At 68.5% G+C, this 13,315-nt stretch carries 15 protein-coding genes; 3 read left to right on the top strand and 12 right to left on the bottom strand.

Features of this window, described 5'->3' with window-relative positions; all coding sequences use genetic code 11:
- Positions 1 to 40: 40 nt before the first annotated feature.
- Entirely contained in the window at positions 41 to 862 is an 822-nt protein-coding gene (locus ACFWPK_RS11790) for an acyl-CoA thioesterase (RefSeq protein WP_378914583.1), read from the bottom strand.
- Positions 863 to 941: 79 nt separating this feature from the next.
- On the opposite strand from ACFWPK_RS11790, the gene ACFWPK_RS11795 reads away from it, so the two are divergent.
- Positions 942 to 1,550 (top strand): hypothetical protein, encoded by a 609-nt coding sequence (locus tag ACFWPK_RS11795; RefSeq protein ID WP_378914584.1) that lies wholly within the window; start codon positions 942 to 944, stop codon positions 1,548 to 1,550.
- Positions 1,551 to 1,624: 74 nt separating this feature from the next.
- Here ACFWPK_RS11795 and ACFWPK_RS11800 read toward each other — a convergent pair whose 3' ends face one another.
- From ACFWPK_RS11800 to ACFWPK_RS11810, 3 genes are all read right to left on the bottom strand, one after another.
- Complete coding sequence (locus ACFWPK_RS11800; RefSeq protein WP_378914585.1) at positions 1,625 to 2,125, bottom strand: hypothetical protein; 501 nt, start codon at positions 2,123 to 2,125, stop codon at positions 1,625 to 1,627.
- A gap of 175 nt (positions 2,126 to 2,300) precedes the next feature.
- Positions 2,301 to 3,152, bottom strand: coding sequence for an inositol monophosphatase family protein (locus ACFWPK_RS11805; RefSeq protein WP_378914586.1), 852 nt, complete (start codon positions 3,150 to 3,152; stop codon positions 2,301 to 2,303).
- An 11-nt stretch (positions 3,153 to 3,163) separates the two neighbouring features.
- A complete protein-coding gene (locus ACFWPK_RS11810) occupies positions 3,164 to 3,898 on the bottom strand; it encodes a sulfite exporter TauE/SafE family protein (protein WP_378914587.1) in 735 nt (244 codons plus the stop codon).
- Between the two features lie 155 nt (positions 3,899 to 4,053).
- Between ACFWPK_RS11810 and ACFWPK_RS11815 the strand changes: the two genes are divergently transcribed.
- Positions 4,054 to 4,854, top strand: coding sequence for a hypothetical protein (locus ACFWPK_RS11815; RefSeq protein ID WP_378914588.1), 801 nt, complete (start codon positions 4,054 to 4,056; stop codon positions 4,852 to 4,854).
- A 17-nt stretch (positions 4,855 to 4,871) separates the two neighbouring features.
- Here the strand turns inward: ACFWPK_RS11815 and ACFWPK_RS11820 are convergent, their stop codons facing one another.
- A complete protein-coding gene (locus ACFWPK_RS11820) occupies positions 4,872 to 5,297 on the bottom strand; it encodes a DUF5360 family protein (protein WP_378914589.1) in 426 nt (141 codons plus the stop codon).
- Between the two features lie 134 nt (positions 5,298 to 5,431).
- Positions 5,432 to 6,004 (bottom strand): TetR family transcriptional regulator, encoded by a 573-nt coding sequence (locus tag ACFWPK_RS11825; protein ID WP_378914590.1) that lies wholly within the window; start codon positions 6,002 to 6,004, stop codon positions 5,432 to 5,434.
- Positions 6,005 to 6,111: 107 nt separating this feature from the next.
- On the opposite strand from ACFWPK_RS11825, the gene ACFWPK_RS11830 reads away from it, so the two are divergent.
- Positions 6,112 to 6,939 carry an SDR family NAD(P)-dependent oxidoreductase gene (locus ACFWPK_RS11830; RefSeq protein WP_378914591.1) on the top strand — a complete coding sequence of 276 codons (828 nt, stop codon included), beginning with the start codon at positions 6,112 to 6,114 and terminating at the stop codon, positions 6,937 to 6,939.
- A gap of 90 nt (positions 6,940 to 7,029) precedes the next feature.
- Here the strand turns inward: ACFWPK_RS11830 and pdxS are convergent, their stop codons facing one another.
- The 6 genes from pdxS to pgsA all read right to left on the bottom strand — a co-directional run bounded on the left by pdxS (position 7,030) and on the right by pgsA (position 13,313).
- Complete coding sequence (gene pdxS / locus ACFWPK_RS11835) at positions 7,030 to 7,950, bottom strand: pyridoxal 5'-phosphate synthase lyase subunit PdxS (protein ID WP_378914592.1); 921 nt, start codon at positions 7,948 to 7,950, stop codon at positions 7,030 to 7,032.
- Between the two features lie 118 nt (positions 7,951 to 8,068).
- Entirely contained in the window at positions 8,069 to 9,277 is a 1,209-nt protein-coding gene (locus ACFWPK_RS11840; protein ID WP_378914593.1) for a Cmx/CmrA family chloramphenicol efflux MFS transporter, read from the bottom strand.
- A gap of 277 nt (positions 9,278 to 9,554) precedes the next feature.
- The gene (locus ACFWPK_RS11845; protein ID WP_378914894.1) at positions 9,555 to 10,601 is read right to left on the bottom strand and encodes an NUDIX domain-containing protein; all 1,047 of its coding nucleotides are present in this window, start codon (positions 10,599 to 10,601) and stop codon (positions 9,555 to 9,557) included.
- Entirely contained in the window at positions 10,601 to 11,725 is a 1,125-nt protein-coding gene (locus ACFWPK_RS11850; RefSeq protein ID WP_378914594.1) for a glycosyltransferase family 4 protein, read from the bottom strand. The genes ACFWPK_RS11845 and ACFWPK_RS11850 overlap by 1 nt, the downstream gene beginning before the upstream one ends.
- Positions 11,722 to 12,639 (bottom strand): phosphatidylinositol mannoside acyltransferase, encoded by a 918-nt coding sequence (locus ACFWPK_RS11855; RefSeq protein ID WP_378914595.1) that lies wholly within the window; start codon positions 12,637 to 12,639, stop codon positions 11,722 to 11,724. The genes ACFWPK_RS11850 and ACFWPK_RS11855 overlap by 4 nt, the downstream gene beginning before the upstream one ends.
- Positions 12,636 to 13,313: a phosphatidylinositol phosphate synthase gene (gene pgsA, locus ACFWPK_RS11860; protein ID WP_378914596.1), complete on the bottom strand. Its 678-nt coding sequence runs from the start codon at positions 13,311 to 13,313 to the stop codon at positions 12,636 to 12,638. The genes ACFWPK_RS11855 and pgsA overlap by 4 nt, the downstream gene beginning before the upstream one ends.
- Positions 13,314 to 13,315 lie beyond the last annotated feature (2 nt).

Here is a 13,315-nt window from a genome sequence, read left to right on the forward strand (position 1 = left end):
ATCCGGTGCGGCGGCCACCCGCACCGGATCACCACCCGTGCTACTTGTGGCGCGGCGTGCGGATCAGACCTTCCTGGACGACCGCGGCGACCAGATTGCCCTCGCGGTCCCAGATCTTGCCGCCGGTCAGCGCGCGACCGAAGCCGGCCGACGGCGAGGACTGGTCGTAGAGCAGCCATTCGTCGGCGCGGAACGGGCGCAGGAACCACATGGCGTGGTCGAGGGACGCGTTCTGGGTCGGTTCGTCGGGGTGGGTCACCTTCGACGAGCCGAGCAGCGTCATGTCGCTCATGTAGGCCAGCGTGCAGACGTGGAACATCGGGTCGTCGGGCAGCTCGTGCCGGTACCGGAACCACACCTGCTGCGGGGAGACGGCGCCGTCGCGCGCGACGACCTGTTCCTGCGGCACCGTGCGGATGTCCCAGTGCTCCCATTCGCGCATGGCCCACAACCGCTCCGGGGTCATGGTCACGCTGGCGTCGGGCAGTTCGTCGGGGCCGTCGACCGAGGGCATCACGTCCTGGTGCTCCGGCCCTTCGTCACCGTGATGGAACGAGGCCGACATCGTGAATATCGCCTGCCCGTCCTGCACGCCGGTGACCCGCCTCGTGCAGAAGGACCGGCCGTCGCGGATGCGCTCGACCAGGTAGACGGTGGGTTCCTCCGGGTTGCCCGGTCGCAGGAAGTAGCCGTGCAGGGAATGCACCTGGAAGCTGGGGTCGACGGTGCGAACCGCCGAGACCAGCGCCTGCCCGGCCACCTGACCGCCGAAGGTGCGCGGTAGCTGAGACTCCGTGGAAGCACCACGGAAGATGTCGCGCTCCAGCCGCTCGATCGCGAGCGCCTCTTCGATTGTCGCCATGCGCTCGAGATTATCGCCTCGCCGACCGGGCGGTATGTCCGGCTCCGCACGGCGGCCCGAAATTTGCTGAGATGGTCCGGTGCCCACGTTCACTCCCACCTCGCCCGCCGCCCTCGCCCGGCTCGTCGCCGACGAGCTCGTCGAGCTGCCGGGGCGGCGGGTGCTCGCGGTCGACGGTGCCGATGCCGCCGAGCCCGTCGAGCTCGGCCGCCGGATCGTGGAGACGCTCTCGGATCGGGGCCGATCGGCGGCGGTGGTGTCGATGCACGACTACGTGCGACCCGCGTCGCTACGCATGGAATACGGACGCGATGACGAATGGTCTTATCGCACAGCGTGGTTCGACTACGAGGCGGTGCGGCGCGAGATCGTGGACGCGATGCGGACCGAAGGGCGCTGGTTGCCCGCGCTGTGGGACGAGGAGCGGGACAGGTCCGCACGGGCGGCGATTCGCGCGGCGCAGGCCGATCTGGTGCTGGTGCTCGCGGGGCCGATGCTGCTGGGTCGCGGTCTGGATTTCGATCTCGCGATCCGCTTGGAGCTGAGTGCGCAAGCGGCGCTGCGCCGTACGCCCGCCGAGCAGCGATGGACGCTGCCCGCTGTGCGCGATCACACGGCAGAACATCCAGAGGAAGCGACCTGGACCGTCCGCTGGGATCATCCCGATCGGGCGGCACTGCGCGGCTGACATCGCGGAAACCGAGGCGGCGCAGACGCGAAAGCCCCGTCCGGAAATTCCGAACGGGGCTCGAGCGAGGACGATCAGGCGCAGGCGACCGAGGTCTGACCGAGGTTGGTCAGCATGCCGCATGCCCACGACTTCTGGACCTTCCACTTGCCCTCTTCGGCCACGAACGGCACGTCGACGACATTGGTCTGGCCGTTGACGGTGAAGTTGGCCTTCGCGTTGACGCTGTCACCGAAGGAGGTCACCTCGGTGACCTGCACCTGGACATTGTTGGTCTGAACGGCTTGCGCCAGGCGGTTCGGCAGCTCGGGATCGGCCTCGATGCCCTGCACGAAGTCCAGCTTCTGGTCGTTGGGGACCGACGGATCCAGCGCGGTGGTGAGCTGGGTGTTGAGCTGCTCGACCGTCGGCACGGCGGGCAGGTTCGCGGCCGCCGAACCCTGAGCGCTGGCGCTGGTGGTGGTGGTTTTGGCGGCGGGCTTGTCACCCTTGTCGTCACTGCACGCACTCAGGCCGAGGGCAGCGACCACAGCCAGTCCTGCGATCGCGACTCGTCCGGTCCTACGAAACTTCATCCACTCGTCCTTACGTCGGGTCGGAATCTCGCCCTCTGGGCGACGGCACGGATCGGCGCCACACAGCGCAGGCCTCGATGCCACGGCCAGGACGCTACCCAGTGATGTTGAGGAAACTCTGAGACACAGACAACGTGGGTCTGTGAGATACACCGGATTGTGATGCACCCCAGCATTACCCGGAACGCAGACCGGCCACCGCCTCGACTAGTCGGGCATGCGTCGGCGCGTCCGCTGCCGCGATCAGCCCGTGCGGCGCGGTGTGCAGTGGCTGCCCGGCGAGGCCGGTGACCACGCAGCCCGCCGCCTGGCACACCGCGATCGCGCTGCTGAAATGCACACTGTCACGGATATCGCCGCCGGTGATGTAGGCGGCGCGCCGTCCGGCCGCGACCCAGACAAGGGCCAGCGAGGTCGACAACACCCGTCCGTGGAACTGGCCCGCGAAGCCCTCGGCGTCGAACAGTCGCGCCGGGCTCGACCACGGGAACGGGTGATCGAGATCGACATCGACCAGGTGACTTCCGGCCTGCGGGCGCAACGGCTCGTCGCCGCCCCCTGCGCGCCGGAACGCACCCTCCCCCGCGGTCCAGAACACTTCGCGGGCGAACGGGTCGGCGGTCGCCGCCACCTGCACGGTATCGCCGTCGCGCAGGGCGACATTGACCGCGACGAACGCGGTGTCGACAGCGAAATTCCTTGTGCCACAGAGTGGATCGATGAACCAGGTCCGATCGCTACGGGCGGAACCGGTGGTTCCCGATTCCTCGGCGACGAACCGGTCGCCGGGACACGCGGCCGCGAGGACATCGAGGATGGCTTTCTCGGCCGCGATATCGGCCTGCGTGGCGAAATCGTCGCCCTGTTTGGCGTAGTGAGTGAGCGGAGCGTGGAATGCCGACCGAATCACTTCCGAAGCGACTTCTGTTGCGTGGATTGCGATTTCACTATCTGAGTGGTGCACCGTTTCCAGGCTACGGACCGTGCCGCACCCCGGCAGGAGAACCAGCGGTCCGCAACCGCGCATAGGCGGTACGCCTAACGGGCCAGGTATACGGCGAGACCGAGTCCGCCGATCCCGACCGTCACCCGCAGCACGCTCGGTGGGATCACTTTCACCACCGGCGGGCCACACCAGCCACCCGCCAGCGCACCCAGGCCCAGCGCCAGCGCAGCACCCCAGTGCACCGGTCCGAAGGCCGCGAACCCGATCGCGGCGACCAGGTTCGCGATGCCGAGCAGGAAGCTCTTGAGAATCGATGCGCTCCAGATGGATTCGGAGGTACACAGCAGCATCATCGACAGGTAGATCACGCCGGCGCCCGCGCCGAAATACCCGCCGTACACTGATGTGAGCAGGATGCCGACCGGCACGATCCAGGGGGCGCTGAGCTCGCCGACATGGCGGCGGACCAGTGGTTGCACCAGCAGCGCGATCGACGCCATGGCCACCAGGAACGGCACGACCACCTCGAACGCGCCGTCCGGCGCGACCAGCAGGGCGAGGGCGCCGAGCAGTCCGCCCACGGCCGACAGCACCGCCCAGCGCACCAGAGTGGCCCCGCGCCCGATGAGTTCACGTCCGGAATTCGCGGTCGCCCCGACACCGACGGCGACCATGGCGACCGTATTGGTGACATTGGCCGCGACGGGCGGCAGACCGGCTGCCAGCAGCGCCGGATAGGAGACGATCGAGGCCATCCCGGTGACGAAACCGATCAAGCCGGTAAAGAATCCCGCGACGACCAGCAAGGACAAGTCGAGCGCGGTCACGGACCGACTGTACGGTATGACCAGTTGGCAGCAATTCCCGGGCATCCACCGCACGGGCGTGCGCGCGGCCGCTGGACGCGGGCCATCCGGGGCCCACATCGAACACCGCCCGCGGGATCGCGACGACGCGCCGAGGGCCGTGCCAGGATGTCACCGTGCAGATGACGACTTTCGAGCCGGGCGAACCACCCGTTCGACGTAACCGGCTGGACTCCAACACCGTTGCCCGCCTCGACGACGTCACCACCTTCGCCCAGCTGCTCGACGCGTTAGAGCTCGTCCGGATGGATCATCCCGACGCGCGGATCCTCTGCACGCTCGACGATCTCGGCCAGTGCGCGTACACGAGCATGCACGCCACCCTCGGGCTCGTGGAAGCCGACAGCCACGACCCCCACGCCCCGGACGACCCCGCTGCCACCCACCACGCCGAGAACGCCACGGTCTCCCGGATCGCCGCGCTGCTCGACAACCTGTCCACCCGCGTGCCCTGGGAATCGTTGCGCGACACCCGCAATGCCTCCGAGGACGAACTCACCGCACTCGTCGCCGCCAACCGCTCCCCCGACCGCGTGGTCGACGACGTCGTGCTGATCCAGCGCGTCCCGGTGGACCGCGACGACCTCGCCATCGCCGGCATCCCCAACGGGTACTTCGCCGACGACTGGAGCACCTACGACAACCACACCGTCATCCGCCGCATGACCACCCACGGCTACCGCCACATCGCCATCGGTGCCTCCCTGCTCGCCTTCGCCCGCCCCACACCGCCCACCCCCGAACAAGCAGCGGCCCTGGTCACCGACCTCACCCACCTCTACGGCTCCCCCACCGCCATCGCCTGGCACGAACTAGCCGTCCTCCTGCCCACCCAGCGCCAGCTCATCCTCGGCTACGCCGAGAACTTCGCCGACGCCCTCACCACCGACACCGAAGGCGCGGCGGGCCAGCCGTAGGGCACCCGGCCGCATCGTCACCGACCTGGTCCGGAGCCGACCTCGGTACCTGCGGTGCGGTCGACAACGAGAATGGTGAAGACGATGGCCGGAACGACCATCAGCGCCGCATTGGAGATCCACCAGATCGCGTTGAAATCTCCGTAGTAGGCCCAGAACGAGATCGCCATGAACCCGGCACAGAAGGTCAGTGTGAGCCCGATGGTGAGGACCACCCAGCCGAGCCGATGACGGCGACTGACCAGGTAGACCCCAACGAACCCGAATACCGCGGCGGCGAGATCGAGTGGGAAGAAGGACCAATTCCATGCCTGCATCATGGGATCGGAGTAGTCACGGAAGGCCGACTCCTTCGGAATCGCGTCGACCGCTACCGCCACCCAGTACAGCATCAGCAATGCGTCGGTGATCAGCAGCAGGATCTTTGCGACCTTCAGGCTCACGAAGCCACCCCACTTCTGACAGGAATTTGCCTGAGCTGCAATCGATTACAAGCTGTTCGGCGCGACCCTATCATCGAACGGATCGACACTCCGCGCGTTCACCCCCAGGGTGGCACCGAGCCCGGAGGCCACACTCAGGTCAGTGCGTTCACCATGCGGGCCGCGAGTACGCGGGTTCGGTCGAACGGTGCCGCGCTCACGGCGGGCGTGCCGATCACCGATCGCAGGACGCCGAGGCCGATCAGCAGGGCGCCGATCAGTTCCGCGCGTAGTTCCGTGTCGGGGCCGTCGAGCCGGTCGGTGAATTCGCGCAGGTAGTCGTCGCAGAGTTGGGCGCGTAGCTGATCGCGTACGTCGCTGTGGCCTGCTGATCGGAGCATGGCCAGGAGCGGGTGTTCGCCGCCGTATTGCGACCAGTCCTGGTACACGACGTCGTGGAGCAGGGCGTCGGCGATGCTGACCACCGGGCGGTGCGGATCGGCGGCGACGCCGGTCGGGATCTCCATGCGCATCGCCTCGGCGTAGAGCTGCTTCTTGGAGCCGAAGTAGCGCGAGACCAGAGCCGGATCGACGCCGACCTGCGCCGCGATCTCGCGTAGTCCGGTGCCATCGAAACCCTGTGCCGCGAAACGGATTCGCGCGGCATCGAGCAGCGCGGCGCGGGTGGCCGCACGGTCGCGGCGACGTGGTTCGGGCTTCGGTTCCATGAAGTCATGCTAAGTCATGAGATGTTGACTTGATGACCTCACTGTTTCTAGCCTCGAGATATCGGCCGATGACACAGTCCAGAGCGATTCGAGGAGAACGGGATTCGATGCGCACGTATGTCATCACCGGCGGCACCGACGGCATGGGCAAGGGGCTCGGCCTACATTTTCTGCGACGCGGTGACCGGGTGGTCGCGATCGCCAGCGGCACTACCAAAGGCGAGGCGTTCGTCCGGGAGGCCGCCGCGATCGGCGCGGGCGAGCGGGCGGTGTTCCTGCGAGCCGACCTGAGCACCCTGACGGGAATGCGGGACGCCCTTGACGGTGCCACCGCCCTGGCCGACACCGTCGACGGCCTCGTCTTCGGCGCCCAGCGCTTCCGACCGCGGCGCGAGATCACCGAAGACGGCGTCGAGTTCACCTTCGCGCTGCATTATCTGAGCCGATTCGTCCTCGGACACGGTCTGGTCGACGTGCTGGAACGCGCGAACGCCCCGGTCATCATGAACATCTGCGGTCCCGGCGGTTTCCCCGGCCGAATCCACTGGGACGACCCGACCCTGCGCCGGACCTACACCGGCACCCGCGCCGCCATGCAGGCCTCGCGCGCCAACGACCTGCTCGGCGTCGATTTCCCTCGCCGCCATCCGAACGCACGCACCCGCTACGTGCTCTACAACCCACTGATGGTGCGCACCGCGATGGCCGATCCACTGCCCACGCCCCAGCGAATCCTGACCAAGGCCGCCGGACTCGTCTTCGGCCGATCGGTCGACCAGGCCGTCCCGCCGATCGCCCGGCTACTCGACGAGCCACCGGTGGATCCGGTGACCGCCTTCCGGCGCCGGACCCGACTCCCCTTGACGCGCGAGGACTTCGACCTGGACAACGCGATCCGTCTCGACGCCCTCACCACCGAACTCCTCGAGCGCTGAGTCGTCGCCCGAAAACGCCTCGGCGGGCGTCGTGATCACGACGCCCGCCGAGGCGAATGTTTCAGTGCCCGAACGGAATCGGGCCCACGATCACCAGCCGCGCTCGGCGAGACGGTGCGGCTGCGGGATGTCTTCGACGTTGATGCCGACCATGGCCTCGCCAAGGCCACGCGAGACCTTGGCGAGCACGTCCGGGTCGTCGTAGAAGGTGGTGGCCTTCACGATGGCGGCGGCGCGCTGCTCGGGGTTGCCGGACTTGAAGATGCCCGAGCCGACGAACACGCCCTCGGCGCCGAGCTGCATCATCATGGCGGCGTCGGCCGGGGTGGCGATGCCACCGGCGGTGAACATGACGACCGGCAGCTTGCCGGTCTGGGCGACCTCGCGGACCAGCTCGTACGGGGCCTGCAGTTCCTTCGCGGCCACGAAGAGCTCGTCTTCGGACAGCGAGGTCAGGCGACGGATCTCGCCGCGGATGGTGCGCATGTGGGTGGTCGCGTTGGACACGTCGCCGGTGCCTGCCTCGCCCTTGGAGCGGATCATGGCCGCGCCCTCGGTGATGCGACGCAGCGCCTCACCCAGGTTGGTGGCGCCACAGACGAAGGGGATGGTGAAGTTCCACTTGTCGATGTGGTTGGCGTAGTCGGCGGGGGTGAGGACCTCGGACTCGTCGATGTAGTCCACGCCGAGGCTCTGCAGGATCTGCGCCTCGACGAAGTGGCCGATGCGGGCCTTGGCCATCACGGGGATGGAGACCGCGGAGATGATGCCGTCGATCATGTCCGGGTCGCTCATCCGGGACACGCCGCCCTGGGCGCGAATGTCGGCGGGCACCCGCTCGAGCGCCATCACGGCCACGGCGCCTGCGTCTTCGGCGATCTTGGCCTGCTCGGCGTTGACCACATCCATGATCACGCCACCCTTGAGCATCTCGGCCATGCCGCGCTTCACGCGGGCGGTGCCGACGGTGTTGGTGGTCTCAGGCGTAGTCACGAATGTCTCCTGTGTCATGGGCGCCAATCAAGTCGCTCGGGGGTGGTGTCACCGTCGATTCTAGAACTGCCCGAATTCGGCCTTCATAGCCAGTTGAGCACCACTGGCCTTGTCACGACCAGCGGCGATGCGTCCATCACCCACCGCTGGCCTCCTCCGATGGCCTGTCACTCACCGTGCCCAGGCCCCGACCGTGTGCGCTACCGGGCCAATCGAACAGCACGATCACCGCCGCGACGGCCGCCGCACCGGCAGCGCACCACAGCGCCGCGACCGGGGTGTGCGCGCGATCGACGGCCAGGCCGGCGACGACCGGACCGAGCACCGCGCCGATATTGAGCGCGGTGGTGGCCAACGCCCCGGCCAGACGCGGCGCGGCGGGCGCGGCGGTCCGCACGATCGTCGCGATCAACGCGGATCCCACGCCGAACGCGGCCGCCCCCGTGAGCAATGTCATGACCGCGACCCCGGCCATCGTGTGCGCGGTCATCGCGGCCAGCGCCCACACGCCGACCAGTCCAGCCGTCCCCACGGTGATGATGGCGTGACCGTGGCGGTCGCTGTACCGACCGGTGAGCGCCACACCGACGAACGAGCCGAGCCCGAACAACGCCAGCACCAGCGGGACCCAGACCCCGGTTGTGCCCGCGATCGCGGCGGCCATGGTGCCGAGGTAGGTGAACGCGGCGAACGTCGCGGCATTGACCAGCACCCCGACGACCACGGCCGACCGCACCTCGCGCACGCCGAGCACCGCCCACTCGGACCGCATCGACCGATCCGATGCTCCCACCCCCGCACCGTCGCGCGGCACCATCGACGCCACCGGGACGAGGACCACCGCGCTCACCACGGCGACGGCCCAGAAGGCCGATCGCCAACCCCACAGCTGCCCGAGCAGAGTCCCCGCCGGCACACCCGCGATGCAGGCCACCGTCACCCCGGACACGATGACCGAGGTCGCGCGCCCGACCAGCGCGGGCCCGACCAGACGCGGCAACGCGGCCAGCGCGATCGCCAGGAAGCCGGCATTGGCGACCGCGGCGACCGCCCGGGTAGCCACCAGCACCGCGAAATCCGTGGTGACGGCGCCGACGATATGGGTGACGCAGAAGAGCGCGAGAAACGTTGTCGCCGAACGCCGTAGCTGCCACCGGCCCGCGGTGGCCGCCATCGTCGGCGCCCCGAGCACCATGCCGACCGCGTACACCGAGGTCAGCAACCCCACCGTGCCGAGCGAGACGCCGAAGTCGGTGGCGGTCCGCGCCAGCAACCCCGACATCATGAATTCCGATGTGCCCTGCGCGAAGACCGCGGCAGCCAGCACGAAAACCCCGATGGGCATGTTCGATCAACTCTCCGGATACCGGGACACCACGCGTCGGGCGCGGTGTCCGAGATGGTGCGGCACCGGGCGAATCATGGCCCGGCCGCGAGGAATCGACGATCATCCGGCGTTGCGAACGACACATCGCACCGGTCCGCGGACCGATGGATGGTGGAACGACAACGCCGCCCGACCCGCAGGCCGGACGGCTACCTTCTGGACGCCTCCGGAGAATTCACGCGCTCACCGTAACAACGGCAGGGCGGAGAACGCACGCGGTTATCCGCGGTGCGCCTCAGCGGATCGAGCGCACCACGTGCTTGGTGTCGTCGGCGGCCGCGGTCACGGCCTCGGTGAGCAGTTCGTCGAGGTGATACGGGTAGACGGCCTCGCCCGCGTCGTCGAGTGCGCGGATGTCGTCGGCCGAGCACCAGCGGTGGTCGGTGATGGTGCGGCGTTCCAGGGCGTTGAGGTCGGCGGGGCGCCATTCGAAACCCGGCGAGCGCAGGGTGAAGAACAGTTCTTCGGAGCGGATGAGTTCGCCGTTGAACGGGAACACCGCGACGCGACGCCACAGCGGACCGCGCAGCGACCCGGGATCAACGCGCTGACCGGTCTCCTCGTAGATCTCGCGGACCGCGGCGTCGCGCAGGTTCTCCCCCGGTTCCACCCCGCCGCCGACGGTGAACCAGAAGGCCACCTCGGGGATCATCGGGTCGTGGCCGCGCAGCAGCAGCACCCGGTTCTGCTCGTCGAGCAGCAGCACCCGCGCGGACGTGCGGGTGATGTGCACGACCAGGCCGGTGGCGGCGGCGGGTGTCGCGCGTTCGGTGATCTCGAAATAGTGCGGCAGCGGTGCGGTGCCGCCCAGGTGCAGGATGCGCACGGGTCTGCGGGTCCGCAGGGCCAGGGTGTCGCGCACGGCGTCGTTGTGGAAGCGGCGCGCGATCAGCACGCGCGCCTCGGCATCAGCGAGTTCGGCCACCAGCTGGGGTCGCAGGTGGTCGATGTCGACCAGGGACAGCGCGGCGGAGAGCTGGTTCTCGATGGTTTCCCGGTCACCGCGGTCGGCGCGTTCGGCACGATCGGCCAGCGCGGCGAGCTGCGTGGCCCGTTCGGCCCTGCGTGCATCGGCGCTCACCGGACCGGCCTCCGACATGGCCACCGCGCGCGCGACCACTGCGCGACGGGCGAGTGCGGCATCGAGTGCCTGCCAGGATTGATCGGAGCGCACGTGCAGCCTGTCCAGGCGGTTCGCGGTGGAGTAGGCCCACACGCCCAGAGCGAGGACGAGCAGGGCGACCAGCCCGAGAACGAGGACGGTGGTCGCGGAGAAGGTGATCATCCGGCGGCCCGCACCCGGTTGTCGCCGACGGTGACGGTCTCGTACACCCGCAGGATCTGTTCGGCAACGACCGGCCAGTCGTAACCCGCGACCACCTGGGTGGCGGTGCTGACCAGGCGTTCGCGCGTCTTGTCGTCGGTGAGGAGGGTGTCGATGGCGGTGGCCAGCGCGCCGGAGTCACCGATCGGGGTGAGCAGACCCGCTGTCCCGTCGCGCAGCACGCGCCGGAACGCGTCGAGCTCGCTGGCGACCACCGGGGTCCCCGCGGCCATCGCCTCGATCAGGATGATGCCGAAACTCTCGCCGCCCAGATTCGGCGCGACGTACACATCGGCGCTGCGCAGCGCGGCGGCCTTCTCGGCGTCGGAGACCTGTCCGAGGAACCGCAGATGCCCCGCGTGCTCGCCTGCCTCGCGGCGCAGCCGCTCCTCGTCACCGCGCCCGACGATGAGGATCTCCACGTCGGGATGGTGTTCGATGAGCGCGGGCAGCGCGCCGAGCAGCACGTCCATGCCCTTGCGTGGTTCGTCGTAGCGGCCGAGGAACAGCACCGTGCGGCCCGCGCGCGGGTATCCGTCGAGCGGCGCACCGCGCGCGAACGCGGACACATCGACACCGTTGGGGATCTCCACCGCGTCGGATCCCAGCGCCTCGACCTGCCAGCGCCTTGCCAGCTCGGACACGGCGATCCGCCCGCTGATCTTCTCGTGATACGGGCGGAGCACACCCTGAAAAGTGCTGAGCACCAACGACTTCGTGGTCGAGGTGTGGAAGGTCGCCACGATCGGCCCCTCGGCGATCTTGAGCGCCAGCATCGACAGGCTCGGGGCGTTGGGTTCGTGGATGTGCAGCACATCGAAGTCGTTGCTGTCGATCCAGCGGCGGATCCTGGTGTAGGCCATGGGGCCGAACGACAATCGCGCCACCGACCCGTTGTAGGGAATCGCGACCGCGCGGCCCGCCGAGACGACGAACTCGGGCAGCGGTGTGTCGTCGGAGGCCGGGGCGAGCACGCTCACCTTGTGCCCGCGTTCGATGAACACCCGGGCGAGCTCGACCACATGCGCCTGCACGCCGCCGGGGACGTCGAACGAATACGGGCAGATCATCCCGATCTTCACCGCCGGCCCCCTGTGTCCTGCATCCGCGACAGGCGTTCGGGCGACAGGTCGCCCTCCCAGAGCGGTTGCAGCATGTGCCAATCGGCCGGATGCTCGGCGATATTGGCGGCGAACCGGTCGGCGAGAGCCTGCGTCGCGGCCGCCACCCCACCGGAAACATCCAGTGCCGGTTCGGCTTTCAGGCCCCAGTTCTCGGTGCCGTCGTCGTCGACGGTGAACCAGCCGTGCACGGGAACCAGTGCGGCACCGGTCTCGATGGCCAGTTTCGCGGCACCGCCGGGCATCCAGGTGCGCTCACCGAAGAAATCGACCGGCACGCCCTTGCCGGTGAGGTCGCGTTCGCCCATCAGGCACACGATCCGGTTCTGACGCAGTCGTTCGGCGAGTGCGGCGAACGGCGGCTGCTCGCCACCGGTCAGCGGGAACACCTCGAAACCGAGGCTCTCGCGGTAGGCGACGAACCGCTCGAACAGCGATTCGGGCTTCAGTCGTTCGGCCACGGTGGTGAAGTTGTCGTAGTGCTGCACCAGCCAGACGCCGGCCATATCCCAGTTGCCCGAGTGCGGGAGCACCAGAATGAGACCGCGGCCGTTTTCCAGCGCGGCGTCGACATTCTCCAGACCGTCGACGTAGTAGTCGATCGCGCTGTGGTCCATCGAAGGCAGCCGGAACGCTTCACGCCAGTAGCGGGCGTAGGAGCGCATGCTCGCTCGCATCAGCTCGTCGGGCACCTGGTCGGCGGGCACGCCGAGGACCCGGGCGAGGTTACGGCGCAACTGTTGCGGTCCGCCGGCCTTCACCGCACGATCGGCGCCGAGGTCGAAGACCTTGCGCACCAACCCTTCCGGTGCCGAACGCACGAGACCCCAGCCTGCGGCGTAGCCCCAGTCGCTCAACCGATCTTTGAGGCTCACTCGGCCGATCCCTCCGCCGCGTCCGGCTGCGGCGCCGGTGGAATAACCACCCTGGCACCCGGCGAATTGCGCACCGCGAGCACCCGCTGGAACACCGTCACGATGCTCAGCACTGCCAGCACCCACATCGCCACGTACACGGCCCAGGTCAGCCAGTCGATGCCCCAGTGCCCGCCGATGCCGGTGAGCCCGGCGCCGACCAGCACGATGACCAGGCGGTCCGGGCGTTCGATGAGTCCACCGTCGGCGGACAGGCCACTGGCCTCGGCACGCGCCTTGGCGTAGGAGATCACCTGCGAGGTGACCAGGACGATCAAGGTGAGCGCGAACAGTTGCTTGCTGTGCTCGTGGTAGACCGCCCACCAAGCGAGTCCGCCGAAGATCGCGCCGTCGGCCACCCGGTCACAGGTGGCGTCGAGGACCGCGCCGTACTTCGTGCCGCCGCCGCGGGCGCGCGCCATCGCCCCGTCGAGCATGTCGAACATGACGAACAGCCAGATCACCATCGTTCCCCAGAACAGGTGTCCGGAGGGGAACAGTGTCACCGCGCCGGCGATCGTCGCCGTGGTGCCGATCAGTGTCATCGCGTCCGGGGTGAGCCCGGTCCCGACGAGCGCTTTGCCCAGCGGCGCAGTCGCTTTCGCAAACGTCTGGCGGCCGAAGAAGCTGAGCACGG

It is taken from the genome of Nocardia sp. NPDC058519 (genome assembly GCF_042719755.1).
GTDB lineage: Bacteria > Actinomycetota > Actinomycetes > Mycobacteriales > Mycobacteriaceae > Nocardia.

Excerpts from the sequence above, each read along its gene's own strand:
- ACFWPK_RS11805 (WP_378914586.1), bottom strand. The coding sequence starts at position 3,152 with ATGCGCGGTTGCGGACCGCTGGTTCTCCTGCCGGGGTGCGGCACGGTC.
- ACFWPK_RS11840 (WP_378914593.1), bottom strand. The coding sequence starts at position 9,277 with ATGCCCATCGGGGTTTTCGTGCTGGCTGCCGCGGTCTTCGCGCAGGGC.
- ACFWPK_RS11830 (WP_378914591.1), top strand. The coding sequence starts at position 6,112 with ATGCGCACGTATGTCATCACCGGCGGCACCGACGGCATGGGCAAGGGG.
- ACFWPK_RS11800 (WP_378914585.1), bottom strand. The coding sequence starts at position 2,125 with ATGAAGTTTCGTAGGACCGGACGAGTCGCGATCGCAGGACTGGCTGTG.
- pdxS (WP_378914592.1), bottom strand. The coding sequence starts at position 7,950 with ATGACACAGGAGACATTCGTGACTACGCCTGAGACCACCAACACCGTC.
- ACFWPK_RS11790 (WP_378914583.1), bottom strand. The coding sequence starts at position 862 with ATGGCGACAATCGAAGAGGCGCTCGCGATCGAGCGGCTGGAGCGCGAC.
- ACFWPK_RS11825 (WP_378914590.1), bottom strand. The coding sequence starts at position 6,004 with ATGGAACCGAAGCCCGAACCACGTCGCCGCGACCGTGCGGCCACCCGC.